This is a genomic window from Streptomyces sp. NPDC005485 (assembly GCF_040606085.1).
GTDB lineage: Bacteria > Actinomycetota > Actinomycetes > Streptomycetales > Streptomycetaceae > Streptomyces.
Genome location: NZ_JBEXDZ010000137.1, coordinates 1 through 25,438, shown reverse-complemented (window position 1 = coordinate 25,438; position 25,438 = coordinate 1). Strand labels below are relative to the sequence as shown.

General features: G+C 71.6%; 23 protein-coding genes. 12 read left to right on the top strand and 11 right to left on the bottom strand.

Translation table 11 applies throughout. The features are described 5' to 3' along the window. Positions 1-94: 94 nt before the first annotated feature. Entirely contained in the window at positions 95-826 is a 732-nt protein-coding gene (locus tag ABZS97_RS33630; RefSeq protein ID WP_356143975.1) for a TioE family transcriptional regulator, read from the bottom strand. A 70-nt stretch (positions 827-896) separates the two neighbouring features. Between ABZS97_RS33630 and ABZS97_RS33625 the strand changes: the two genes are divergently transcribed. Continuing rightward, positions 897-2,099: an erythromycin esterase family protein gene (locus tag ABZS97_RS33625; protein ID WP_356143973.1), complete on the top strand. Its 1,203-nt coding sequence runs from the start codon at positions 897-899 to the stop codon at positions 2,097-2,099. Here ABZS97_RS33625 and ABZS97_RS33620 read toward each other — a convergent pair. From ABZS97_RS33620 to ABZS97_RS33605, 4 genes are all read right to left on the bottom strand, one after another. Further along, a complete protein-coding gene (locus ABZS97_RS33620) occupies positions 2,096-3,598 on the bottom strand; it encodes an FAD-dependent monooxygenase (RefSeq protein WP_356143971.1) in 1,503 nt (500 codons plus the stop codon). The genes ABZS97_RS33625 and ABZS97_RS33620 overlap by 4 nt on opposite strands. A gap of 101 nt (positions 3,599-3,699) precedes the next feature. Further along, positions 3,700-4,728 (bottom strand): methyltransferase, encoded by a 1,029-nt coding sequence (locus tag ABZS97_RS33615; RefSeq protein ID WP_356143969.1) that lies wholly within the window; start codon positions 4,726-4,728, stop codon positions 3,700-3,702. Positions 4,729-4,730: 2 nt separating this feature from the next. Continuing rightward, complete coding sequence (locus ABZS97_RS33610) at positions 4,731-5,681, bottom strand: NAD(P)-dependent oxidoreductase (RefSeq protein ID WP_356143967.1); 951 nt, start codon at positions 5,679-5,681, stop codon at positions 4,731-4,733. A gap of 14 nt (positions 5,682-5,695) precedes the next feature. Beyond that, the gene (locus ABZS97_RS33605) at positions 5,696-8,491 is read right to left on the bottom strand and encodes a non-ribosomal peptide synthetase (protein WP_356143965.1); all 2,796 of its coding nucleotides are present in this window, start codon (positions 8,489-8,491) and stop codon (positions 5,696-5,698) included. Between the two features lie 353 nt (positions 8,492-8,844). Between ABZS97_RS33605 and dmpI the strand changes: the two genes are divergently transcribed. The 10 genes from dmpI to ABZS97_RS33555 all read left to right on the top strand — a co-directional run bounded on the left by dmpI (position 8,845) and on the right by ABZS97_RS33555 (position 19,523). Then, a complete protein-coding gene (dmpI, locus tag ABZS97_RS33600; protein WP_356143964.1) occupies positions 8,845-9,027 on the top strand; it encodes a 4-oxalocrotonate tautomerase DmpI in 183 nt (60 codons plus the stop codon). A gap of 111 nt (positions 9,028-9,138) precedes the next feature. Continuing rightward, positions 9,139-10,179: a phosphotransferase family protein gene (locus ABZS97_RS33595; RefSeq protein WP_356143963.1), complete on the top strand. Its 1,041-nt coding sequence runs from the start codon at positions 9,139-9,141 to the stop codon at positions 10,177-10,179. Between the two features lie 106 nt (positions 10,180-10,285). Then, entirely contained in the window at positions 10,286-11,500 is a 1,215-nt protein-coding gene (locus tag ABZS97_RS33590) for an acyl-CoA dehydrogenase family protein (RefSeq protein WP_356143961.1), read from the top strand. Positions 11,501-11,679: 179 nt separating this feature from the next. Next, the gene (locus tag ABZS97_RS33585) at positions 11,680-13,002 is read left to right on the top strand and encodes a beta-ketoacyl-[acyl-carrier-protein] synthase family protein (RefSeq protein ID WP_356143959.1); all 1,323 of its coding nucleotides are present in this window, start codon (positions 11,680-11,682) and stop codon (positions 13,000-13,002) included. After that, on the top strand, positions 12,999-14,822 hold the full coding sequence (locus ABZS97_RS33580) for a CoA-transferase (protein WP_356143957.1): 1,824 nt from the start codon (positions 12,999-13,001) through the stop codon (positions 14,820-14,822). Before ABZS97_RS33585 ends, ABZS97_RS33580 begins: the two co-directional genes overlap by 4 nt. Before the next feature lie 74 nt (positions 14,823-14,896). Next, a complete protein-coding gene (locus ABZS97_RS33575; RefSeq protein WP_356143955.1) occupies positions 14,897-15,874 on the top strand; it encodes a ketoacyl-ACP synthase III in 978 nt (325 codons plus the stop codon). A 65-nt stretch (positions 15,875-15,939) separates the two neighbouring features. After that, the gene (locus ABZS97_RS33570; protein ID WP_356143953.1) at positions 15,940-16,635 is read left to right on the top strand and encodes an HAD-IA family hydrolase; all 696 of its coding nucleotides are present in this window, start codon (positions 15,940-15,942) and stop codon (positions 16,633-16,635) included. A gap of 53 nt (positions 16,636-16,688) precedes the next feature. Further along, positions 16,689-17,702 carry an AfsA-related hotdog domain-containing protein gene (locus ABZS97_RS33565; RefSeq protein WP_356143951.1) on the top strand — a complete coding sequence of 338 codons (1,014 nt, stop codon included), beginning with the start codon at positions 16,689-16,691 and terminating at the stop codon, positions 17,700-17,702. Continuing rightward, on the top strand, positions 17,692-18,720 hold the full coding sequence (locus ABZS97_RS33560) for a ketoacyl-ACP synthase III family protein (RefSeq protein ID WP_356143949.1): 1,029 nt from the start codon (positions 17,692-17,694) through the stop codon (positions 18,718-18,720). The genes ABZS97_RS33565 and ABZS97_RS33560 overlap by 11 nt, the downstream gene beginning before the upstream one ends. After that, the gene (locus ABZS97_RS33555; protein ID WP_356143947.1) at positions 18,720-19,523 is read left to right on the top strand and encodes a glucose 1-dehydrogenase; all 804 of its coding nucleotides are present in this window, start codon (positions 18,720-18,722) and stop codon (positions 19,521-19,523) included. The genes ABZS97_RS33560 and ABZS97_RS33555 overlap by 1 nt, the downstream gene beginning before the upstream one ends. A 25-nt stretch (positions 19,524-19,548) precedes the next feature. Here the strand turns inward: ABZS97_RS33555 and ABZS97_RS33550 are convergent, their stop codons facing one another. The 6 genes from ABZS97_RS33550 to ABZS97_RS33525 all read right to left on the bottom strand — a co-directional run bounded on the left by ABZS97_RS33550 (position 19,549) and on the right by ABZS97_RS33525 (position 24,182). Next, positions 19,549-20,223 carry a response regulator transcription factor gene (locus ABZS97_RS33550; RefSeq protein WP_356143945.1) on the bottom strand — a complete coding sequence of 225 codons (675 nt, stop codon included), beginning with the start codon at positions 20,221-20,223 and terminating at the stop codon, positions 19,549-19,551. Then, on the bottom strand, positions 20,216-20,878 hold the full coding sequence (locus ABZS97_RS33545) for an ATP-binding protein (protein ID WP_356143943.1): 663 nt from the start codon (positions 20,876-20,878) through the stop codon (positions 20,216-20,218). Before ABZS97_RS33545 ends, ABZS97_RS33550 begins: the two co-directional genes overlap by 8 nt. A 207-nt stretch (positions 20,879-21,085) precedes the next feature. Next, positions 21,086-21,676, bottom strand: coding sequence for a TetR/AcrR family transcriptional regulator (locus ABZS97_RS33540; protein ID WP_356143941.1), 591 nt, complete (start codon positions 21,674-21,676; stop codon positions 21,086-21,088). 226 nt (positions 21,677-21,902) lie between these two features. Next, a complete protein-coding gene (locus tag ABZS97_RS33535; RefSeq protein ID WP_356143939.1) occupies positions 21,903-22,658 on the bottom strand; it encodes a glucose 1-dehydrogenase in 756 nt (251 codons plus the stop codon). A gap of 2 nt (positions 22,659-22,660) precedes the next feature. Next, the gene (locus tag ABZS97_RS33530) at positions 22,661-23,359 is read right to left on the bottom strand and encodes an HAD family hydrolase (protein ID WP_356143937.1); all 699 of its coding nucleotides are present in this window, start codon (positions 23,357-23,359) and stop codon (positions 22,661-22,663) included. A 187-nt stretch (positions 23,360-23,546) separates the two neighbouring features. Beyond that, entirely contained in the window at positions 23,547-24,182 is a 636-nt protein-coding gene (locus ABZS97_RS33525; protein WP_356143935.1) for a ScbR family autoregulator-binding transcription factor, read from the bottom strand. Positions 24,183-24,431: 249 nt separating this feature from the next. Between ABZS97_RS33525 and ABZS97_RS33520 the strand changes: the two genes are divergently transcribed. After that, a complete protein-coding gene (locus tag ABZS97_RS33520; RefSeq protein WP_356143933.1) occupies positions 24,432-25,370 on the top strand; it encodes a ScbA/BarX family gamma-butyrolactone biosynthesis protein in 939 nt (312 codons plus the stop codon). The last annotated feature ends 68 nt before the right edge of the window (positions 25,371-25,438 follow it).

Here is a 25,438-nt window from a genome sequence, read left to right as displayed (position 1 = left end):
ACGCAATCCCCGCAACTACCTGGCCTTTCTCGGCCTCGCCGCAGCCATGTGCTGCTACAAGCGCCTCGTCCGCCTCACCACGTAGGACACGGTCTTATTCGCGCCGGCGCAGGTAGGCCTCCAGTTCGGCGGCGCCGCTCAGCATCGCCCGGCCGCGGGTGGCCAGCCGGCCGTGCCAGTCGCGCAGTGCGGCCTGCAGTGGCTCAAGTCCGCCGGCTGCCCGCACCTGGGTGATCAGCGGGGCGATCTGCTCCAGCAGGTAGCCGCCCCGCCGTAGTTGGTGGGCCAGCCGGGCATCGCGGATGTCGGCGTCGTCGTAGATGCGGTAGCCGGTCAGGGGGTCGCGGCGGGGTTGCACCAGTCCGGCGCGTTCCCAGGTGCGCAGGGTGGCGGGGCGGATGCCGAGCTGTGCTGCCAGCGGCCCGATGAACGTGCCGCCGGGCCGGGGGTCTGCGCCGGGTGGATGTGCGGGGGTGGGTTCCAGGTCGCGCAGGGCGCTGTGTACGGCCTGAAGGGTCCGGCGGTCCTCCAGGAGCTGGGCGTGGCCGGCGTCGATGAGGCCGAACGCCTCCTCGGGCGCGCCTTCGTTCACCGCCCGCATGATCGATGCCGCCGCCTGGTGGCCGTGGCCGGGCAGCAGGGCGAGGAAGGCGCGCAGGGCCGCCGCGTGCAGCGGCGTATAGGTGCGGTAGCCGTGGGGGGTGCGGTCGGCGGGCGGAAGGATGCCGGCCTCTTCGTAGTTCCTGACCGCCTGGGTGGACAGACCGTGTCCGCGCGCCAGATCGACCGGCCTGAGCCGTTCACCGGTTTGAAGGTTTTTCCCCATGAGGGGCGACGATATCGCGGTGTTGTCGGTGAAAAGTTTCAACCGGGGCTTCAACGATAGCGTTGAGGGCATGGCTACTGACTTCAAGGACGCCGCCCATCCCGTCGACGCGGCCGCCGTCATGGGGCTGTTTCCCGCCCGGCCGCGGCTGCTGGCTCTGGGCGAGCCCACTCACCGCGAGGACGCGCTGCTCGAGGTGCGCAACGACCTCTTTCGCCGGCTCGTCGAGCAGGAGGGCTACCGGACGATCGCGATCGAGAGCGACTGCCTGCGGGGCCTGCTCGTGGACGCCTACGTAACCTCCGGCACCGGCAGCCTCGACGACGTCATGGAGCACGGGATCAGCCACGGCTGGGGGGCCTGCGCGGGCAACCGCGAGCTGGTGCGCTGGATGCGTGCCCACAACGACGGCCTGCCCGCCTCCGAGCAGGTGCGCTTCGCCGGTTTCGACGGGCCGCTGGAGATGACCGGTGCCGCGAGCCCCCGCCAGGCCCTCACTGCGCTGCACGGCTACCTCGCCGCCCGGGTGGACGCGGCCCTGCTGCCCTGCACCGGGCAGACACTGGAGGAGCTGCTCGGCGCCGACGAGCGGTGGAGCGACCCCGCCGTGATGAGCGACCCGGCCCGCTCGGTGGGGCAGTCGGCCCAGGCCGGCCGGCTGCGGCTGCTCGCCGACGATCTGGTGGCGCTGCTCGACGCGCAGAGCCCGCACCTGATCACCGCGACCTCGCGGGAGGAGTGGGAGCGGGCGCGTCTGTACGGGCGGACGGCGAGCGGCCTGCTGCGCTACCACTGGGCGATGGCCGACTGCTCGGCGAGCCGTATGACACGGCTGGTGAGCCTGCGCGATCAGATGATGGCCGAGAACATCCTCGCCCTCGCCGAACGGGGCCCGGCACTGCTGCACGCCCACAACGGCCATCTCCAGCGGGACATGAGCACGATGCGGATGGGCGAAAAGCCGGTGCAGTGGTGGGGCGCCGGCGCGCTGGTGAGCGCCCGGCTGGGCGAGGAGTACGCGTTCGTGGCCACGGCTTTGGGCACGCTGCGCCATCAAGGGGTGGACACCCCGGCGCCGGACACCGTCGAGGGGCTCCTGTACGCGCTGGCGGAGGACTGCTGCGTCGTGGACGCCTCCCGGCTGTCGGCCGCCGTCGGTGACCTGCGGCCCGCCTCCCGCCTCTCCCCCTGGTTCGGCTACTCCCCGCTGGATCCGGCCCATCTGGCCACCACCGACGGGCTGGTGTTCGTCAGGGACGTCCCGCAGCGCTAGCGCCTGCCCGCAGCGGTGGGGCCTGCCAGGTCGGCCGGCTGGGGCCCGGCCGCCGGGGAAAGCGGCGACGGCGTGGCCAGCGGCCAGTGTTGCAGCGCCGCGTGCAGTTGCCCGGCGTCAAGGCGGTCGGCGGCCCAGGCGATGTGGCCGTCCGGGCGGATCAGCAGGGTGGTGGACAAGGACCCGGCCGGGGCGGCGAGTTGCAGCCAGGGTGTCTCGGCTGTGGGCCGGCCGGGGGTGACCAGGACGAAACGGCCGGTGCGCAGCAGCTCGTAGAGTCGCTTGCCGCCTGCGAGGCGCAGGTCGGGGGCCCGGCGGCCGGTGAGGCGGTGGCTGGTGCGGGGGGCCGGGTAGGCGATGCCGATGCCGGAGAGCAGGCGTTCCGCGCGTGCGGTGAGCGAGCTCAGCCGGGACACCAACGGCATGAGCGTGTCGCGCAGTTGGCGTACACGGATGCTGCGGGGGGCGCTCAGCACGCCCCGGGTGATGGCGCCGGAGATCCGCAGTGCCTGTTTGCCGACGGGGTGGCGTTCGTGTTCGTAGGAGTCGAGCAGGGGCAGGCCGGCCCGGCCCTGGATGACCGCGGCGAGTTTCCAGCCCAGGTTGGCGGCGTCCTGCAGTCCCGTGTTCATGCCCATGCCTCCGGCGGGCGAGTGGACGTGGGCGGCGTCGCCCGCCAGCAGCACCCGGCCCTGGCGGTAGCGTTCGGCCTGCCGTTCGTCGCTGTGGAAGCGGGAGATCCAGCGCGGGTCGTGCATGCCGTAGTCGGTGCCCAGGACCCGGTGCAGCAGGCCGGACAGTTCCTCTGCCGTGACCGGGGCGTCATCGGGCCGGTCATCGCCCGCGATCCAGCCGATCGCCCGGTACCAGCCGTCGCCGAAGGGCACCAGGGAGGCGAAGCCGTGTTCGTTGGCGTTGGTGGTCACCGCGTCGGCGGGCACATGGGTGAGCTGGACGTCGGCGAGCATCACCGAGCGCACGATCCAGCGGCCGGGAAAAGGAATCCCGGTCAGCTGCCGTACCGCGCTGCGCACTCCGTCGCACCCGACCACGTACGCCGCACGGAAGGTGCCCTCACCGGCCGTCTGCGCCTCGACGCCGTCGGCGTGCTGGTGCAGCGCCACCACTTCGGCGCCGCGCACGATGCGCACCCCGGCGGCGCGCGCCCGGCGCTCCAGCAGCCTTTCGATGTTGTACTGCGGGGTGATCAGCGCGAACGGGAAGCGGGTGCGCAGGCGGTGCAGGTGCAGTTCGAGTTTCCCGAACACTCCGACCACGGGCGCCTTTCTGCCCAGGGCGACGAGTTCGTCGGCGAGGCCGCGTGCGTCCAGGACCTCCAGGGTGCGGGCGTGCACCGCGAAGGCGCGGGTCAGGTTGGCGTCGGCGTGCGCGCGCCGTTCCAGCAGGGTGACCTGCACGCCGGCGGTGGCCAGGTCCCCGGCCAGCAGCAGGCCGGTGGGTCCGGCCCCCACCACCAGGACGTCGGCGGCCTCGGTCATATGGATCTGCCCTTCTCTCACTGCTGTGTCGGGTTAACTGGCGTGCAGGCCCGGCCTGTTGATGCGCGGCCGGGCCCGCTGCGGCCGCGGCGGCCCTGCGGTCATACGGGTGTGGTGGCTTCGATCATGTGCTGGTAGGAGTTGACGGGCTGTACGTCCTGGACGGTGAGGCCGGCCTGTTCCACCAGGGCGAGCAGGCTGTGCCGGGTGTGTTTCCTGCCGCCGACGGTCAGCAGCATCCGCAGGTCCATTCCGGTGCTGAACTTCTGCCCCGGGCCGTCGTCGACGAGGTTCTCCACGATGATCACCCTGGCGGCCGGGCGGGCGGTCTTCACGACGTTGCCGAGCACGGTGTGGGCGTCCTGGTCGTTCATGCCCAGGATGTTCTTGAAGACGTAGGCGTCGGCGTCGGCCGGGAGCTGTACGCGGCAGTCGCCGGGCACCAGCCGCGCCCGGCCGGCGAGGGCGCCGCCTTCGCGCAGCCGGGCGTCGGCGCCTGCCAGTACGTCGGGGCGGTCGAAGAGGATTCCCTGCACGCCGGGGTGGTGCTCGAGCAGTGAGGCCAGCAGGAAGCCCTGTCCGCCGCCGATGTCGGCGACGGTCCGCACCCCCGACAGCGGCAGGGCGCCGGCGACGGCGGTGGCGGACTGCCTGCTCGCCTGGGTCATCGCGAGGTCGAACACCGCCGCGGACTGCGGCCAGGCGGTGTGCACGTGGTCGAAGAACTCCCGGCCGTACAGGTCGACGAAGACGTCCTTGCCGGTGCGCACCGACTCATCGAGACGGCCCCACAGCTGCCAGGTCCACGGTTCGGTCATCCACAGCACGAGGTGGCCGAGGCTGTCGGCGGCGTCGCTGCGCAGCAGCCGTGAGATGTCCGTGTGGACGAAGCGGCCCTGCGTGTCCTCGGCGAACACCTGGTGGCAGGTGAGCGAGCGCAGCAGTCGCCGCAGCGCGTCCGGGTCGGCGTCGACGGCGGCGGCGAGGTCGCCGGCGGTGGCCGGGGTGTCGCCGAGGGCGTCGGCGAGGCCGAGTTTCACCGCCGCGCGCAGCGAGGCCGCGCAGCTGGTGCTCAGTGCGCGCTCCAGTACCCCCAGTACCTGTGGTTCGGCGGAGGTTTCACTGCTCACGGTCACGAGGGGGTTACCTCTCTGTAGGGGGCGGGTGTGATGCTGCCGGGGAAGTGCGCGTCAAGGACTTGGCGGACGCCGTCGCGCCAGGAGGTGCGGCAGTCGCCGAGGAGGGTTTTGCGGTGGGTGTCGTCGAAGGCGATGACATGGCGGGTGACGTCGCCGGCCTCGAAGCGGGCGGGCACTCCGGTGAGTTGTGCGACGTACGCCATGAGGTCCTGCACGCCGACGACTTCGTCCCCTCCCCAGTTCACGACCGTCGCGGGCACGCCTGCCGCGGCCCACAGCCCTGGCAGGTGGCGGGCGATGTCGTCGGTGTGGATCGGGGAGCAGTAGTGCTGCTGGGTGGGGGGTACGGCGATCGGCTGGCCGGCGAGCATCTGCCGGTAGAGGATGACCGGGAGGCCGCCGTGGCCGTGCGGGCCGTAGGCGACGTTGAGGCGGGCGATGGTGGTGGGCAGGCCGAGTGTGACGGCCAGGGCGCGTACGGCGCCCTCGGTGGCCAGCTTGCCGACCGGGTAGGTGGGCAGCCAGGCCGACGCGGCGGACAGCGGGTCGCTCTCGGTGTGCAGGTGGCCGGGGGTTTGGGGGGTGTAGAGGGCGCTGGTGGAGATGAACACGAAGGCTTCGGCGTTGCGGCAGTGGGTCATCAGGCGGCCGGTGGCGATGGAGTTCACCGCGACCGCGTCCTCGAAGGTGTTGCTGCCGCGGTCGATGGCGGCGTGCAGCACATGGGTGAAGTCGTCGGGCAGCGCGTCGAGCGGGCCGTCGGTCATGTCCCAGTGCCAGGTCCGTATGCCCTGCTCCTGAAGGCGTTGCTGTACCTGTGGGTCGGAGAAGCGGCCCAGGCACCATACGTCGTTGTGCCGGGCGAGGGTTTCGGCCGCGGTGCGGGCGACCAGGCCGCTCGCCCCGGTGATGAGGATCTTTTTGCCCGTCGGCATCACAGTCATGTGCCCCCCTCTTTTCAGTTCCCGGACAGTGCGCGGTCGAGTTCCGTGCGCAGGATCGACTGGAAGGCGGCGACGTGTTTGGGCCCCATGAGGGTGTAGTGCTCGCCGGGCACATCGAGGTAGCGGGGTGGACGGCGGGTGAAGTCCTGCCAGCGCCTCAGTTCGTTCTCCAGCCAGTCCTGCTTGCTGCCGCGCAGCGGGATGGCGTAGAAGACGCTCATCGTGGCGACGCTGCCGGCGGGCTGGTAGGTGCGGCCCAGGCCGGTGAGGCTGTCGGCGAGGTCGGCCCAGGCGGTCAACCGTGGCAGGTCCAGGTCGAGTTCGGTGAGCCGGCCGGCGGGGGCGATGTCGATGAGGTGGCTGAGCTGTTGCTGCTTGCTCAGCGGGCGCAGCTGGGCGGGCAGTGTCTTGGCCTGCTGGGGGGTGATGAGGTCGAGGAACATCGCCAGGTTGACGGCGGTCTCCACGAAGTCGAGTTCGTCCATGCGGTACTTGATGTGCGGGGGCAGGTTGAAGCTGCCCAGGAAGTCCACCTGCTCGCCGTCGGCCTCCAGGAGTTTGGCGACCTCGAAGGCCACCGCCGCGCCGAAGGAGTATCCGGCGATCGCGTAGGGGCCGTGCGGCTGCCGGGAGCGGATCGCGTCGGCGTAGGTGCGGGCCATCTCCGCGAAGCTCTCGAAGGGTTTCTCCCCCGGGTTGAAGCCGCGTGCCCGCAGGGCGTAGAAGGGCCGCTCGTGGACGAAGTACTTGGCCAGGTTCACGAAGACGAGGACTTCGCCGACTCCGGGGTGGATGCAGAACAGCGGCGTCTTCTCGCCGCTGCTCTGCAGTTCGACGATGGGGTCGTAGGGGGTGCTTTCGCTGTGTCGGGCCGCCTCGATGCGGGCGGCCAGTTGGCGGATGCTGGGTGAGGTGAGGATGGCGAGGACGGGCAGGTCCACGCCGGGAAAGTGCTGGGAGACAAGGCTCTTGAGGCGCAGGATGTCCAGTGAGGTGCCGCCGAGGTCGAAGAAGCTGGCGGTGGCGCTGATCGTGGACGGCGGTGTCTCGAAGAGGTGGCCGTACAGCTGGGCGAGGGTGTTCTCGGCCGCGCCTTCGGGGGCGTCGTAGCCGCCGAGTTGACGGTTGATCAGCCCCTGGAGCGCCGTGAGGTGCCCGGCGTAGTCACCGCCCTCCAGGCGGCGGCGCATCAGCGAGCGCTGGATCTTGCCCAGGCTCGTCTTGGGGAAGGCGTCCGGGGCGAGCGGCAGCAGCAGCGCCGGGCGGAAGCCCCAGTGCAGCACGACGCTGTTTCTGACCGCGACGATCAGGCGGTGCAGGGCCGCCTCGTCGCCGGCCACCTCGGGGGCGGGCGCGAAGGCGACGGCGAGCTGCTCGGTGTCGCTGCCCGGCGGGCGGGTGGGGAATGCGGCGACGTACGACTTCGCGATGCCGTCCAGGGTGTTGAGGACCGACTCGAGGTCGTGGCTGTAGTAGTTGACGCCGTTGACGATGATGCTGTCCTTGCTGCGCCCCACGAGGGTCAGCCGCCCGCGGGTGAGCCGGCCGAGGTCACCGGTGCGAAACCAGCCGTCCGCCGTGAACGCGGCCTGGGTGGCTTCCTTGTTGTTCGCATACCCGCTGGTGATCATCGGGCCCGTCAGCTGCACCTCGCCGGCCTCGCCGTCGCCAAGGGGGGTGGTGGTGTCCTCGGCGACGATGCGGATGCGCAGCCCGTCGACCGGCCGGCCGACCGCCGCGAACTCCGCCCCCAGGTCGGCGTCCGGGAACTCCCGGTTGTAGATGCTGCCGGCGCAGGTCTCGGTCATCCCGAACGCGGGCCACAGGGCGCCCGGGTGCAGTCCGTGGGGGGCCAGCCGGTCCAGGAAGCCGGTGCCGGTGGCCAGGGGGTTGGCCTCCCCGCCGGAGACGATGTGCCGCAGGCAGGACAGGTCCAGATCCGGAGGGGACGGCAGCTCGTCGAGGGCCTTGTTGATCAGCCCCAGCAGGAAGTTGGGGGTGAACGTCATCGACACCCGGTGGGCGTCGATGAGTTCGAGGAAGTGCACCGGGTCGGCCAGCACCGCCTCGGGTGAGGCGTGCAGCTGCACGGCCCCCACCGACAGCGGCAGCAGGTGGGCCTCCAACAGTGCGGCGACATGGTCGTAGGAGATCCAGTTGAGGGTCACGTCGTGCGCGGTGAGCGCCTGCGTCCGGGCTTTGGCGGCCATGGAGGCCAGCAGGTTGCCGTGGGTGAGCCGGACCGCCTTGGCGGCGCCGGTGGAACCGGAGGTGAGCACCAGCAGCGCGACGTCGTCCGCGCCGGCCGCCGTGACCGCGACGGTGCCCGGCTGCGCGCCGGCCGCGGCCAGGTCCTCGATGGTGGTGATCGCCAGATCCGGCAGGGCGGGAAGTTCCTCGGCGACCCGGCGGTCGGTGACCACGAGCGGCCCCTCGAGCAGGGTGTTGACGTGGTTCAACTGCGCTGCCCAGCGCTGCGGGTCGTCGCGCACGGGCACCAGCGGGCAGGCGGTGATCTGGCCGAGCAGACACGCCCAGAACGCCGGAAGGAAGTCCTCGGGCCGCTCCAGCAGCAGCGCCACCGCCCGGCCCGGACCGGCCCCCGCCTTGCGCAGGGCGCCGAGCAGACGCAGCGCATCCTCCAGGAGCTGCGGATAGGTGCACAGGTCTGAGTCCAGCGGCTGCTGACGGGAGCAGTAGCGCACCCCGTGCCGGGGGAACGCGGCCGCGGCTCTCACCAGCAGGCCGCCCAGGTCGGCGACGGGGTGCTGCTCCCCCAGCCCGATGGCCACCTCTTGTGTCTGCGTCACGGCTGCCCCCACAGGATTATGAAATCTGCGAATCCGTCGAATTACCGGCAGATGAATTCCCCCGCGACGAATACCGGCAGACGAATACCGGCACGGCAAAAGGTAGACAGCCGTGCCGTGTTGCGGTGGCCGGGTGTTTCCGAAGAGACATCCCGGGACGACCGAGGTGGCAGCGGGCGGGCGGCATCGAATCCCCGGCCGGCGCGGTGTCTCTTCGGATACACGGCCGGGCACCTCGGAGGCATCGGCCTTGAAACCGTCAACGGCGCGTCCCTAACGTGTGGGGCATGCCGAGGCCGCCGCCGAAAAAAGGGGGCGGGGGCCGCACTGAGCAGAATTTCCCGGAGGATGAAATGCCCATCGTGACCGTGCAGCAGGGCCCGCGCACCATCGAGCTGAAGCGCGAGCTGGTCGCCCGTATCACCGACGCCTTCGTCGACGCCTACAAGATCCCTGCCGAGACGGTGCAGGTGTGGATCCAGGAAGTGCCGACCGACAGCTGGGGCGCCGCGGGCAAGCTCATCGCCGACAGCTGAGCCCAGCGTGCCGCGGGTCCCGGCCGCCGCCGCAGGCGGCCGGGACCGCGTCGTATCCACCACCCTCTTTTTCGCCCTGCCTTTCCCGCCCTCCAAGCCCAAGGGGATGAGATGAACTCGACGACGCTGCCCGGCGCCGCGGCCGGCCTCGACACCGGGCGCCTGGCGCACTGGCTGGAGGGGCATCTGCCCGGCCGCGGCCCGCTGGGCGCGATCTCGCCGCTGGCCGGCGGGCGTTCCAATCTGACGTACCGCATCGAGTGGAGCGGGCGCACCCTGGTGCTGCGCCGGCCGCCGCTGGGCCATGTCCTTGCCACCGCCCACGACATGGCGCGCGAGTACCGGGTGCTGAGCGCGCTGGGACCCACCGCCGTGCCGGTCCCGCAGACCTACGCACTGTGCCAGGACGCCAAGGTGCTCGGCGCCCCCTTCTACGTCATGGCGCTGGCCGAAGGCACCACCTACCGCAGCGACGCGGAACTCGCGCCGCTGGGCCCCGCCTCGGCGCTCGGCACCACTCATGCGCTCGTCGACACCCTGGCCCGCCTGCACGCCGTGGACCCGGCGCGGGTGGGCCTTGCGGACTTCGGCCGCCCGGAGGGCTTCATGGCCCGCCAGGTGCGCCGCTGGCGCCGCCAGTGGGATGCCTCGCGCACCCGCGAGGTGGAAGGCGCCGACCAGCTCAGCGACCGCCTTCTCGCAAGCTGCCCCGACTGGGGCCGGTCCGCTCTGGTGCACGGCGACTACAAGCTCGACAACGTGCTGGTGGACCGGGCCGACCCGGGCCGGATCACCGCCGTGCTCGACTGGGAGATGTCCACCCTCGGCGATCCGCTGGCCGACCTCGGGATGCTCTGCATGTACTGGGACGGCTTCGCCGGCGTCGAGCGCTCCCCGGTCGCCTCGCCCGGGACGCTGCCCGGCTGGCCGGGCCGCGACGCGCTGGTGGAGCGGTACGCCGCCCACAGCACGGCGGGCCTCGAACGGCTCGACTGGTACATCGCGTTCGCGTTCTACAAACTCGCCGCGATCCTCGAGGGCATCCACTGCCGCACCGTGCAGGGCCTGAGCGTCGGCGAGGAGTCCGCGGACCTGTCCGGAGCCGTCGCCCTGCTCGTGGCCCGCGGCCACGCCGCACTCGACCAGGCCTGACCCGCCCCTCCCCCACCACCTCCCCCACCGCTTTGACCTGCCGCTTTGCCCTGCCGCTTTGCCCTGCCGCTTTGGCCTGCCGCCCCGTCCCGCAACGGAGACACCGATGGATTTCGCGTACGACGACCGGACCGAGGAACTGCGCGCGAAGATGCTCGCCTTCCTCCACGAGCATGTGCTGCCCGCCGAACCGGTCTTCCACGCCCAGCACAGCGCGGACCGGCCCTGGAGCCGGCCGCCGGTGCTGCAGGACCTCAAGGACGAGGCCCGCCGGCAGGGTCTGTGGAACCTGTTTCTGCCCGATGCCCGCTTCGGGGCGGGCCTGACGAACCTGCAGTACGCGCCGCTCGCGGAGATCACCGGCCGCAGCCCCTTCCTCGCCCCCGAGGCCGTCAACTGCGCGGCCCCCGACACCGGGAACATGGAGGTGCTCACCCTCTTCGGCACCCCCGCACAGCAGGACCGCTGGCTCAAGCCGCTCCTGGAGGGCACCGTCCGCTCGGCGTTTTGCATGACCGAGCCGGACGTCGCCTCCTCCGACGCCGCGAACATCGCCACCCGTATCGAACGCGACGGCGACAGCTACGTCGTCAACGGCCGCAAGTGGTGGTCCTCGGGAGCGATGGCACCCGAGTGCGAACTACTCATCGTGATGGGCAAGACCGACCCAGACGGGCCGCGCCACCGCCAGCAGTCGATGATCCTGGTGCCCCGGGACACTCCCGGCGTGCGCGTCGAGCGCGGGGTGCACGTCTTCGGCTACACCGACGCGGCGCACGGCGGCCACGGCGAGATCGTCTTCGACAACGTGCGGGTGCCCGCCGAGAACATCATCGCCGGCGAGGGCGAGGGATTCGCCATCGCCCAGGCCCGCCTGGGACCCGGCCGCATCCACCACTGCATGCGGCTGATCGGCATGGCCGAGCGGGCCTTCGACCTGATGTGCGAGCGGGTCAAGCGGCGCACCGCCTTCGGCCGGCCGCTCGCCGAACAGGGCGTGGTGCGCGAGTGGATCGCCGAATCGCGTGTGCGGATCGAGCAGGCGCGGCTGCTGGTGCTCAAGACCGCCTTCCTGATGGACACCGTCGGCAACAAGGGCGCGCACACCGAGATCCAGGCCATCAAGATCGCGGTGCCGTCGATGGCCGAGTGGGTCATCGACAAGGCCATCCAGGCACACGGCGGCGGCGGCGTCTCCCAGGACTTCCCGCTGGCCGAACTGTGGGCGCACGCCCGCACCCTGCGGCTGGCCGACGGCCCCGACGAGGTGCACCGCGCCTCCCTGGCCCGGCGCGAACTGCGGCGCTACGACGCCGTGTAGGGACCCCGGCAGAACATAAGGGGGCCGCTTTCTCCTTCGGGAGGAAGCGGCCCCCTTTTTCTGTTTCCGGGCGCCTGTAAAAGGCGCTTCCAGTACCGGTACTTGGAGTACCGGGTACCGCAGTATTCGGTACTTGGCGGCCCATGGAATCGGGTCCGGGAGCTCCTAGTGTTTCCTGCATGACGAACAAGGAATTCGAGCGAACCAAACCCGCGAGTTCGACGTCATCCGTCCTGGCGCCGAACAATGAACGCATCGTGGTCACCGGAATAGGTGTCGTGCTGCCCAACACCCTTTCCGCCGGCCAGTTCTGGGCCAACATCTCCGGCGGCACCTCGCAGGTCGGCCGGCTCACCCGCTTCGACGGGGCCCAGGCGGGCCTTCCCGTCCACGCGGCCGCCGAGATCACCGGCTTCGACCACCGCCCCTTCCTCCCGGAACTGACCGACGCGCACGCCGCCAAGTACTCCCGCGAAATCCTCATCACCATGTCCGCGGTGGCCGAGGCCCGCCGCGATGCCTCCCTCGCCGCCGGCGACCTCGACCCGCGCCGGCTGGGCATCGTGATGTCCTCCTCGCGCGGCCCGTTCTCCTGGTGGCGCGACGTGCTCACCGGCGCCGACCCGGCGGCCTTCGGCGACAAGGGCGCCATGTTCCGCGGCCTGCCCGGCTGCCCCGCCAGCCTCTCCGCCATCTACAACGGCGCCCAGGGCCTGGTCACCACGGTCTCCAACGCCTGCGTCGGCGGCCACCAGGCCATCCAGCTCGCCGCCCGCGAACTGCGCTCCGGCGCCGCGGACGCGATGCTGGTGGGCGGCCACGAGTTCCCCATCGTGCCCGAAGTCGCCGCCTGCTACCGGGCGATGGGCCACGGCGTGCTCTCCTCCGAGCGCGAGGACCCCAGCCGCGCGGTGCGCCCCTACAGCGCCTGCCGCGAAGGCTTCGCGCTCGGCGAGGGCTCGGTCGTGCTGTGCCTGGAGCGCGAGTCGGTCGCCAAGGCCCGCGGCGCGCGCATCTACTCCGAGATACTTTCGGCCGTCTCCCTCAACGAGGCGGCCCACCCCACCACGATGGACCTCACCGGCAAGGTCACCGCCTCGGTCATCGAGGACGCGCTCGCCGACGCCGGCCGCAGCGCCGACGAGGTCGACTACTTCTGCGCCCACGGCACCGCCACCCGCTACAACGACATCGCCGAATCCCGTGCCCTGCGCGCCCTGTACCCGCAGCGCACGGTGGGCAAGCTGCCGCCGCTCAGCTCCAACAAGCCGATCTACGGCCACACCTTCGGCCTCGCCGGCATCATCAACGTGGCGGCGACCAGCCTGATGATCCACCACCAGACCATCGCCCCGACCATCAACTTCACCGCACCCGACCCCGAGTGCGACCACGACCACGTCTTCGAGGGCGCCCGCAAGGCCGAACTCGGCCTGGCGGTGTCGATGTCGTTCGCCTTCGGCAGCCAGACCGCGGTGGTCGCACTGGGAGCGCCGTCATGAGCCGGCCGCTGATCGCCGCCGACGTGGACGAGCTGGTAGGCCGCCTGGTCAGGCCCGGCGACCACGTCCACCTGGCGGGCACCCCCTCGCGGCCCAACGCGCTCACCTACGCACTGTGCCGGGTCTTCGGAGCGGCCGGCCGGCTGACGGTGTCCACGACCGCCGTGCACTCCTCGGCGCACGCCCTGGCCCTGTCCGGCGTCGCGAAGAAGGTCATCGCCGGCTTCGCGGGCGACACCTACCCCTCCCCGCGCCCCAACCCGCTCTACGCACGCCTGGAACAGGGCGAACCGTTCACCTTCGAGGCCTGGTCGCTGCTGAGTTACGTCCAGCGGCTGATCGCCGGCGCGCAGGGCGCCCCGTACGCGGTCACCGGCTCGCTGGCCGGCACCGACCTCGCCGAGGACAAGCCGGGCGTGCTGCACCGGGTGCCCGACCCGGCCGACCCGGGCCGGGAGGTCACCCTGCTTGCACCGCTGCGCCCGGACGTCACCCTGGTCCACGGGGTGGCCGCCGACGAGGACGGCAACATCGCGCTGGTGCCGCCGCTGGGCGAGGGCGCGTGGGCCGCGTACGCCGCCCGGCGCGGGGTGATCGCCTCGGTCGAGCGGATCGTCAGCCGCGAGGAGATGGCACAGATCCCCGACCGGGTTGTCATCCCCGGCCAGCGTGTCCTGGGCCTCACCGCCGCACCGCTGGGCGCTCACCCGCAGTCGCTGCGCACCGGCGGACTGCTGGGCATCCAGGGCTACCTGGACGACTACGCCTTCCTGGAGGAGATCGTCGCCTCCTGCCACGGACCCGAGCGCGGCAGCGACTGGTACCGCGACTGGGTCGCCCAGCCCGGCTCGCACGAGGGATACCTGCGCCGCCTGGGCGCCGAACGGCGGGCCGCGCTCGCCGAGCCCGGCAGCGGCGAGGGCGACACCTACGCCGCCGAGAGCGAACTGTGGCAGGAGATCCACCGCTCCGAGTCCGCCGCCGGCCAACAGGCCGCCCGGCAGCGGCAGTCGACGACCCCGTCCGAGCCCGCCGCCATGCCCGACCGGCCCGCCCCGCGCCGGCCGGCCAGCCGTCAGGAACGGCTGATCGTCCTGGGCGCACGCGCCGTCGCCGAGCAGGTCCGCACGCACGGCTACGACACGCTGCTCGCCGGCATCGGCACCTCCCACATGGCGGCCTGGCTCGCGGCGGAACTGCTGCGCACCGGCGGGCACGACGTCAAGGTGGTGGCGGAGCTGGGCATGTACGGCTTCACCCCGCAGGCGGGCGACGTGTACCTCTTCAGCCTGCTGCACGCGCCGCACAGCGAGATGCTCGCGGGCATCCCGGAGATCCTCGGCGGCATGGTCGCCGCCAACCCCCGTGCCCTGGGCGTCCTCGCCGCGGCCGAGATCGACCAGAGCGGCACCATCAACACCAGCCGGGGCGCCGACGGCAGATGGCTGACCGGCTCCGGCGGCGCCAACGACATCGCCTCCAGCACCGACTGCGTGGTCATCGCCCCCTCCTCACGGCGCCGCTACGTCGACCAGGTCGGCTACCGCACCAGCCCGGGCCACCGGGTGCGCGAAGTGGTCAGCGACTTCGGCCGGTTCACCCGCACGGCCCCCGAAGGCGGCTTCCGGCTCGCCACCTGGCTGCCCGCCGACGACGCCGGCAACGACGGTGTGCAGGACACGCAGCAGCAGGCCGCCGAGGCCGTCGCCACCCGCACCTCCTGGCAGGCGGACGTGGCCGGGGTCATGGCCGAGAAGCCCGTCACCGACGAGGAGCTGACGCTGCTGCGCGCCCTCGACCCGGACGGCCGCTACCGCTGACCCCCCACCCCCTCCGCCCTCCCCACCCCTTTCTTCTTCTTTTGCCTCTCTCATCCACGCAAGGAGCCCCGAGCATGCACGCGCGCACCGAAGGCCGCACCTGGACCGGTTCCGGCCTGAAGTTCACCGGCCTTGGCCACTACTTCCCGCGCCACCGGCGCAGCCACGAGGGCGAGGTCACCGTCGGCGGGCGCACCTACCCGCCCGAGGCGGCCGCCGAGCTGGGCGTGCGCAGCCTGCACGTCGCCGACGAGGAGGAGACCCTGGAGTTCATGGCGGTGAAGGCCGCCGAGGCCGCGCTGGCCAACGCCGGCCACCAGGCCGGCGACCTCGACCTGGTGGTGCTGGCCAACTGGACCGACCGGCAGTGGATACCGGAGATCGCCCCCGGCGTCGCCGCGCAGCTCGGCGCCCACGGCGCCCTCGCCTTCGACATCTGCGGTGCCTGCACCGGCTTCGTGCACGGGGTGCAGACCGCCGCGTCGATGCTCAGCGCGCACCCCGGCTGGAAGCGGGCGGTGGTGGTGGCCGCCGACCGCTTCACCCGCCGCGCCCGGCCCGGCACCCGGGGCCAGTTGGTCTTCGGCGACGCCGCCGGCGCCGTCGTCCTGGAAAAGGGCGACCGGGACGACCCGAGCGGCCTGCTCGACTCGGTCCTGGACTGCGACGCCTCCGAGGCCGACACGGTCGCCGCACGCCCCCCGGAGGGCTGGCTGCGGCCCAAGCCCGAGCTGATCGACCTGGCGGTGCGCTCCAGCCTCAAGGTCGCCGACAACGTCCTGACCCGCAACGATTTGAAGACCTCCGACATCGACTGGCTGGTGCCGCACCCCGGCAACAACGCGATCCACGCCGGTGTGCGCGACGGCCTCGACCTGGAGCCGGCGAAGTTCCTCACCAACTTCGCCGAGCGCGGCAACACCGGCTGCGCCTCCATCCCCATCGCCCTGTCGGAGTTCTCCGAGCGCGGCGTGCTCAAGAGCGGCGACCTGGTGCTGTCCACCGCGGTCGGCTCCGGCTGGTACTACGGCGGGCTCCTCTACCGCCTGTGACCAGGGCCCCCTTCCCTCCTGCTCCCTTCCTCCCCTTTCCTGTCTCTTCCACCCAAGGACCCGTCATGAGCTTCGAGTTGCCCACCACGCCCCTCACCGAGCCGCTCGCCGTCTGGACCGACTTCGGCGGCGTGCTCACCCCTCCGGTCGACGTCACCTTCACCGAGTTCGCCGACCGGACCGGGGTCCCGCTGTGGTCCCTGAAGGAGTCGATGCGCATCGTCGGCGAGAAGTACGGCACCGACTCCATGGGCGTCATCGACATTCCGCTGCTGGACGAGGCGTCCTGGTCCAGCGAGCTGGAGGACGTCCTGGGGGGCACCTTCGGCATCGTGGCCGACCTGGAGAACTTCGGTGACCGCTGGTTCGCGGGCCGCCCCGCCAACGCCGCATGGGCCGGGCACCTGGAGGCCTTCCGCGCCCGGGGCGCGTTCGTGGGCCTGCTGTCCAACCTGCCGCCGTCGTGGGAACGCCACCGCCGCTTCATGATCGACGACTCGCACTTCGACGGCATCGTCTGCTCCTACGCCGTGGGCAGCCGCAAGCCTGAACCGGAGATCTTCGAGATCGCGGCGCAACGCGCCGGCCTCGCCCCGCACCAGTGCGTACTCGTCGACGACCTGGAGAAGAACGTCGCCGGCGCGATCGCGGCCGGCTGGCAGGCCGTGCACTTCCGCGACGCCGACCAGGCCGCCCGCCAGATCACCGGCCTGCTGAACGCCACCGCACCCCTCGCCGCGGGCGCGGGCACGGGCGCCTGAGCACACCGCCCCGCCCTCTCCCCCACCCGCAACCCGCCCTTCAGGAGCCCGACATGACCGCCCTCACGCTGCCCGCCGCCCAGCTGTCCCAGACGCTGACCACCCAGCGCACGCTGGCCCGCCGCCTGGTGCACCGCTCCGCGCTCGCGGAGGTGTTCCTCACCGACTTCCAGTCGCTCGACGAGAAAACCTTCCGGGCCGCCGCCCAGCTCCCGCCGCGCCACTTCTACTACAGCGACCACACCGGCCGCCTGGCGATGCACGACCCGCTCGCGGTGTTCGAGAGCGTGCGCCAGATGCTGCTGTGCGCCATGCACCTGCAGCACGACGCCTCGGCCGACACCAAGTCCATCACCGCGACGGCCTCGCTGGAGATCACCGACCCGCGGCCGCTGCACACGTCCGGGCCCCTCGACCTGGCCCTGCTGGGCACCGTGGAGCTGGCCAAGGAGTACCAGGGCGCCCTCTCCCGCGTCGTGCACCGGGTACGGGTCATGGTCGGCGAGCAGCAGGCCGGCGTCATCACCGTCGACACCGCGCAGCGCCCGGGCGAGGTGTACGAGAAGCTGCGGATGAGTCACCGCACCACGATGCCGCCGTCCTCCGACACCCTGCCCACCCGTACCGACGGTGCGGCGCCGCCGCCCTGGCTGGTGGGCCGCGCGCAGGCGGAGAACGTCGTGCTGGAAGATGCCCGCACCGAGCAGGGCGCGCTGGTGGCCCGGCTGCGGGTGCCGGTCGCCCACGCCAGCATGTTCGACCACGCGCAGGACCATGTGCCGGGACCGGTCATGATGGAGGCCGCCCGGCAGGCCTGTCTGCTGCTCGCCGCCGACCGCCAGGGCCTGTCCCCCGCCGCGTTCTTCCTGCAGTACGTCCAGGCCGAGTACCTGCGCTTCGCGGAGCTGGACGCCGACATCACCGTCCTCACCCGCCGGCTGCCGGACCCGGTCGACGGCGGCCAGTGGGCCGAGGTCGCCTTCGTGCAGCAGGGCGAGGACGTCGCCCGGATGCGGGTGAACCTGGGCAGCACCGTGCCGGCGGGAGACGACGACGATGCGCTCTGATGCCGCCCTCTACCTCAGCTCCCCGGCCTACGTCCTGGGCGAGGACACCCACTCTGCCGCCGACGCGGTCAGCGACCGCCTGATCGACGCGGAGAACGCCGAACGGTACGCCTACAGCGCGCTGCGCGTCAGCGACCTGGCGCCGGTCGAGCTGGCCGAACGCTCCGCCGCGCAGACCTTGGAGGATGCCGGCGTCCCGGCGGCGGACCTCACCGCGCTGCTGCACGCCTGGACCTACCACCAGGGACACGAGTTCTGGTCCCCCGCCCACTACCTCGCCCACCGGCTCGGGGCGCCGGCCGCGGAGCCGACCGGCATCCAGCAGATGTGCAACGGCGGGATGGCCGCGATCGCGCAGGCCGCCCGCCACCTGCTCGCCGAGCCGGCGGCCCACACGGTGCTCGTCACCACGGCCGACTGCTTCCCGGCCCCCGGCTTCGACCGCTGGGGCGGCGACTACGGGGTCTGCTACGGCGACGGCGCGACCTCGGTCCTGCTCACCCGCACTCCACAGGGCCGTTCGGTGCGGCTGCTGTCCTCGGCGACCGTGGCGGCGCCCGTGATGGAGGGCATGCACCGGGGTGATGCGCCCTTCAGCCCGGCTCCGCTCAGCGGCGTCAAGACGCTGCTGCCGAAGGTCACGAAGAAGGAGTTCCTCACCGCCAACCCGCAACTGCCCTTCGGCCCCCTCGCGCACGACGCGGTGACCACCGTGGTGGGCCGGGCGCTGGAGCGTGCCGGTGTCGCTCCGGGTGACGGGCGGCTGCGGGCGGCCGCCCTGCCGCGGCTGGCCCGGCACGTGATGACCGACGCCTACGAGCCGGCGTTCGCCGCGGCGTGCGCCGCGCCCATCGTGCCGCTCGGCTCGGACACCGGGCACCTGGGTGCGGGTGATGCGGTAGCCAACCTCTGCGACCTGCTGGACCGGGACGACGTACGCCCCGGAGATCTTCTCGTCCTGCTCAGTGCCGGCGCCGGGTTCACCTGGTCCGCCGCGATAGTGGAGGTGCCTTCCTGATGTCGAACCACACCGTTCCCGCCCCGCTCGCCGCCACCGGCGAGGACCCGCTGGCCCGCTTCCGGGTGGACGGCCGGGTGGCCGTGATCACCGGTGCCTCCAGCGGCCTGGGCGCGCACCTGGCCCGGCTGCTGAGCTCGGCGGGCGCCCGGGTGGTGCTGGCCGCGCGCCGTGAGGCGCCGCTGAAGGAGCTCGCCGCGCAGCTGCCCGGCTCGCTCGCCGTGCCCTGCGACGTGACGCTGGCGGCCGACCGTGAGCGCCTGGTGCGCACGGTGAGCGAGGAGTTCGGCGCGATCGACATCCTGGTCAACAACGCGGGTCTGTCGCAGACCGTGCCGGCCGAGCAGCACACGGTGGAGAGTTTCTCCGAGATCGTGGCGGTGAACCTGACCGCGGTGTTCGCGCTGAGCACCGCGGTGGGCACCGGGATGCTGGAGCGCGGCCGGGGCAGCATCGTCAACATCGCCTCCATCTACGGCATGGTGGCCAGCGGCAGCCTTCCCCAGGCCGCCTACACCGCGAGCAAGGGCGGGGTGGTCAACCTGACCCGGGAGCTGGCCGCCGAGTGGGGGGCGCGCGGGGTGCGGGTCAACGCGCTGTGCCCGGGCTGGTTCTGGTCGGAGATGACCGAGTCGATGCTCGGCACCGACAAGGGCCGCTCCTGGGTGGAGCGCCGCACCCCGATGCGCCGGGCCGGGCAACTGGACGAGCTGGACGGGGCGTTGCTCTTCCTCGCCTCGGACGCCAGCTCGTACGTCACCGGCGCGAGCGTGCCGGTGGACGGCGGCTACCTCGCCCTGTGAGCGGGGCGGCCGCCGGCCGGGCGGTTCAGGCGACGGCCGGGGCCCGGCGGGCGGGCTGGGGCCGGATCAGTGCCAGGGTGACGGCCTTGTTGACCGCGTCGATGCGGGAGACCGCGTCGAGCTTGTCGAAGATCTTGCGCAGATGGCGTTTGACGGTGCCCTCGGTGATGCCGAGCCGGGCCCCGATCTGACGGTTGCTCAGCGCGGCAGCGACCAGGGTGAGTACCTCCACCTCCCGTTCGGACAGCCGTCGGCCGGGGGCGGGTTGGGCCCCGGTGTGCTGCGGGGTTTGCGGCATCGAGACGGTGACCACGCGCCGGCCGGAGTCGGCGCGCTCGCGGATCGCCGCCACCAGGGTCTGCCTGCTGACGCTCTTGTGGAGGTAGCCGCGTACTCCCAGGCCGAGCAGCTGCCGTACCAGCAGGGGATGGTCGTCCATGCTCAGGATGATGATCCGCAGGTTGGGCTGGCGCTGCAGCAGGCGGCGCACGGTGGCGGCCGGGTCGTCGTTGTGCGGCATCTGGACATCGAGCAGGGCGATGTCGGGGCGCAGTTGGGCGGCCTGGCGTACGGCGGAGTCCGCGTCGCCGGCCTGGGCGACGATCTCGAAGTCCGGTTCGGCGCCGAGCAGGTCGCACAGCGCCTCGCGCAGCAGGGTGTGGTCGTCGGCGACCAGGATGCGGGTCTTGTCCTCAGCCATGGCGGACGCTGCTTTCCTCGGTCGGAATCCACAGGGTGATCCTGGCGCCCCGGCCGGGCGCGGAGGTGATGGTGGTGACACCGCCCAGTGCGCGGGCGCGTTCCCTCATGCCGCACAGGCCGTTGGCACTGGCGCGGGAGGCGTCGGGGTCGAAGCCGGTGCCGTCGTCGCTGACGGAGGCATGGACGTCGTGGGCGCCGATGGCGATGTGTGCGCTCACGTTGCGGGCTTTGGCGTGTGCGAACACGTTGCGCAGGGCCTCGCGCACGACGATGAACACCTCGTCGGCCAGGTGGGGTGCGAGGCGGCTGTCGTCGCCGTCGACCTGGAGGCGTACGTGCGGGGTGAGCGGCTGCATGGAGGCGAGGAAGCCGTGCAGCGCCTGCTGCAGTGAGAGCGTCGCGGGGGCCGTGGTGGTGCGGTGGCGCAGGGCGGTGGTGACCTCGCGGGTGATGCCGAGGGTGTCCAGGAGGGCGTCCTTGGCCTGTTCGAGGCGGTCTCGTTCCACCGGGGCCAGTTGGCCGGCGGTGGCTTCGAGCAGTTCCAGCCGTCGCAGTGCCAGGGCGAGTCCGGTGCCGATGCGGTCGTGCACTTCCCGTGCCAGCAGATCGCAGGCGGCCGCGTAGGAAGCGGTGTCGGTGTCGATGTACGTCATGGTGGTGCCCCCGTCTTGTCCGAAGATCCGCAGCGGACCTGGGGCGTCCTCACCGGCCCGCCCCACCGGAGGTGTTCACCGGTTGGCCCGCTCCCTAGACCATACAGAACGCTCGCTTTGTTTTCTATTCGAATATGGCCCCCGCAAGGTAATGTCAAGGGAAAAACAGGCGGTCATTTTTTGCCAAATCGCGCATCCTTGGCCAGATCAGGCCTTCTCGGACGCGACGGCGCGCTCGATCAGCGGCCAGACCTGGTCGAGTCTGCCGACCACGCCCTGGGGACCCGCCGGGCCGCTGGGCGCCCACGGATGCGCCTCGACGCCCGTCAACAGGTACTCGACCAGGTCCGTTACCGTCTGCGGCACCGTTCCCGGGCGCAGTTCACCGGCCTCGTCGGCCTGCTCCAGGAGGTGGCAGACCACCGGGCTCCACGAGGAGCTCCACTGCCCGACCGCTTCCGGCCGCTCCCGTGCGAGCCGGGCCGCGGAGCGCACCACGACATCGTCCTCCAGCAGGCGGGCGAGCCCCCTGGCCACCGCCCCCACGGCCCACAGCACGGGCGGGCGCTCCACCCTCAGGCCGGCCGCCAGCCCCCGGGTGGTGCGTGCCCCCTGCTCCCCCACGGCCTGTGCCAGTTCGGCCTTGTTGGCGAAATGGAAGGTCAGCGCCCCCATGGACACGCCCGCCGCCTTGCAGATGCCGGCGATGGTGGCGCCCCGGTAGCCGTTGCGGTCGATCTCGGCGGCGGCCGCCAGGATGAGCAACTCGCGTGTACGCGCCGCCCTGGACTGTGCCATCTCACCCTCCTTGGTGCACGTGTAACGGAACCCCCGGGGAGCACCGTAGCCAAGATCGAAACCAAAAACAAAGCGATCGTTCTATTTGCTTGCAGGTGGTGTCTCTCCGCCGCAGGGCGGGAAACGGGTCGGATCCGGGCGCGCGGGGCCGCCCGGACACGGGAGGGGGCGGTCCCGAACGGGACCGCCCCCAGACGTCGTCCCCGTATCCGGCCGGGGCGTGCGGTCAGATCGCGGTGGCCCCGCCGTCGACGGAGTGCGCGGCGCCGGTGACGAAGGAGGACTGGTCGCTGCACAGCCAGGCCGCGGCCCGGGCGACCTCGACCGGTTCGGCCATCCGCTTTTGCACCGTGTGCGAGAGGAAGGCCTCCTCCAGCCCGGGAGTGGCGGCCATGGCCCGCTCCAGCAGCTCGGTGCGGGTGGGGCCCACGACAAGGGCGTTGACCCGGATGCCCTGCTGGCCGTAGTCCGCGGCGGCCGCCTTCGTCAGGCCGATCACCGCGTGCTTGGCGGCCACGTACGCGGCCGATGCCCCGGTGGCCGCGGTGCCGGCGACGCTGGAGGTGTTCACGATCGCCGCGGGCAGCCCGGATGCGAGCATCACCGGGATCTGGTGGCGCATGCAGTTCCACACCCCCCACACGTTGACGTCCATGGTCTGCGTGTAGACGTCCTCCGCTATCTCGTGCAGGCGCCCTTCCGCCGTGCCGTACCCGGCGTTGTTGAAGGCGGTGTCCAGCCGGCCGAAGGCCTCCACGGCGGCGGACACCGCGCGTTCGGCGTCCGCGGACTTGGTCACGTCCCCGGGCACGGCCAGGGCGCGGCCGCCGAGCGCGTTGATCTCCTGCGCCAGCGCGTGCAGGGGCTCGCTGCGCCGGGCCATCAGGACCACGGCGGCCCCCTCGGCGGCGAACAGGCGGGCCGCGGCGGCGCCGATCCCGCTGGACGCTCCCGTGATCATGGCAACCTTGCCGTCCAGCATGTTCACGCCTCCCAGACCCGGCCGGCGGCCGCCTCGGCGTCGATGCGACGCAGCAGTTCCTCGTCGATGGCGTCGAGCGAGTCCACCAGGTGGCGCACCCCCGCCGCGCGCATCAGCCGGCGCTGGAAGCCGTGTTCGAAGGTGCCGGGGTGGCCGATGAAGGGGGCACCCAGGACCCTGGCGGCTTCCGCCACCCTGGCCACGTCGTCGACGAACAGGACCTGCTCGTGCTTGAGGTCGAAGACCTCCGTGGCGATCTCGTGCAGTCCCGGACGGAAGGAGTCGGTGCACACATAGCCGGGGGCGTCGAAGAGGTCCGCGTGCGCACCGAGGAAGGCGTCGAAGTGCGTCCTGTCCAGCCCCCCGTAGCAGACGGTTTGCAGGCCCAGGCGGCGCAGCCGCCGCAGCAGTTCCACGGCTCCCTCCAGCAGCACGACCGGATGGCGCTTAAGGTAGCGGGCCCGCTCCTCGAAGTAGGCCGCAAGGGCCTGCTCGGCGGTGAGATCCCCGCCGGCCGCCTCGGCCAGCCGCCCGGCCGCGACGCCCTGCGGCTGGGAGAAGATCGCGTGTTCCACCTCGGCGGAGTAGGTGCCGCCCCGGCTGGTGATGAAGTGGTGGATGACCGGGCTGAACGTGTCGTTGAGCAGGACGCCGTCGATATTGACCGCGGCGAGCCGTAGCTGCCCAAGGCCTTGCATCATGTTCTCCCCCTCTGGTGCTCTCCCGGCCCGGAGGCTCCGGATCCCGGGTTCACCGGCGCCCGGCCCTCCCCAGGGCCGTTCGCGGTGGCCGCCGGCCCGCCGGGACAAGGCCGGCGCGGTGCCCCAGCACCGGCCCCGGCCCGTCCCCGCACGCCGCCGAACGCGGCCGAATACTACGTGCCGGCGCCTACACCACGGCGCCGGCGCCCACCCGTTCGGCACGCACCTCGGTGCGTGCCACCACGGACGGGACGGCGACTCCGGGCAGCAGCAGCCTCCACATCCGCACGACGCGGTCGGAGAGGTCCTCGCGCCCGCTGACCGCGGCCGAGTACAGCTGCATGCCCGTACAGGACTCGACGACGTACTCGGCCAACTCCCGCGGATCCACACCCGCCTGCAGCTCGCCGCGCTCCGCACCGGCCCTCAGGCAGTCCTCCAGGATCTGCGCCCACTCCTGGTAGGGGCCGGAGGCGTCCTCCATGCCGATGGTGGTCTGCTCGGTCGTCAGCCGTACGCCCGCCCGCAGCATCAGGTCCATCCGCAGCTGGTACGCCCAGACCATGGTCAGGTCCACCACCCGCTGCACCCCCACCGAGTCCGCCAGCGGGACGATCGTCTCGGGCTGGGCGTGCATCACCGCCCGGGCCAGCCCCTCCTTGGACTTGAAGTGGAAGTACAGGGCCCCGGCGGTCGCGCCCGCACGCTCGAGGATGCGGTTGATGCTCGCACCGGCGTAGCCGGACTCCTCGAAAACCGCAGCAGCCGCACGAAGGATCGCCTCGCGGGTCTGTACGGCACGTTGCTGCTTCGGCTGTCCCATCACGCCTCCAAAAAAATCAGAACGCTCACTAGGTTATAGGTGCCCGGGGTTACCGTCCAGGAGGGGTCACAAACTAGCCACAACAGTGCTCTTTGGGGCGTTTTACGGCAGGAATCCAGGCCACCTTGAGAGATCCCTGAGGGAATCTTTACCCCGCATTGGCAACTAAAAAAAGAACACTCTTTATGTTTGGTGGCGTCTTCGGTGATCAGCATCTGCCGAACTCACACAAGCTCTAGGGGGATCTTCATGTTCAGCACCGTCCAGCCAGATCAGAGCAAAACCGCGGTCGCCGGATCCGTGGCCCGCCAGTACGTGCACAAGAACGCCGCGTCCGAGGTCCTGCTGACCGGCTGGCGTGCCCTGGGCAACGACACCTACGCCGTCACGGCGCGGTGGCCCAAGGACCACCCCTTCTACCGGCCCCTGCACGGATTCCACGACCCGATGCTGGCCACCGAGTCGATCCGACAGGCTCTCCTGCTGCTGGGCCACGTCGCCTACGACGTCCCCTTCGGCCACCCCCAGTCCTGGAGCCACTTCCGCTACACCCTCAGCTCCACCGCCCTGCTGGCCACCGACGGCCCCGCCGAGGTCGAACTGCACATCGTCTGCTCCGACATCAACCGCCGCTCCGGACGCCTGGCCTCGATGGTCACCCGCATCGACATCGTCCGCGGCGGCCTGCACGTGGCAACCGCCGACATAGGCTTCGCCAGCCACCTGCCCGCCATATACCGCCGACTGCGCGGCCGCTACGCCGATGTCGAACAGGCCATGGCCCGCGTCATACCCCTCGCACCGCCGATGACGCCCGCCCGGGTCGCACGCGAGGACTTCAAGGACGTCGTCCTCTCCCCCACCGACTCACCCACCCACAGCCAGCTGCGCGTCGACCTCAACCACCCCGCGCTCTTCGACCACCCCGTCGACCACATCCCGGGCATGCTGCTGCTGGAAGCCGCACGCCAGGCCGCCCACACCATGTCCCACCCCCGGCCGATGACCGCCATCGCCATGGACGCCCTGTTCGTCCGCTACGCCGAACTCGACGCCCCCTGCTGGATCCACGTGGACCCGCTGCCCGACGACGACCGGGGCCGCTCCCGCGTCCTCATCTCGGCACTGCAGAACGACACCTGCGTCTTCTCCAGCACCACCACACTCGAACCGGTCCCCGGCTGCTAGCCGGCGCCGCGGGGGGCCCGGGGGTTTGCGCGGGCGGCGCGGGGGGGGCGACAAAGAGAATGGGCAGG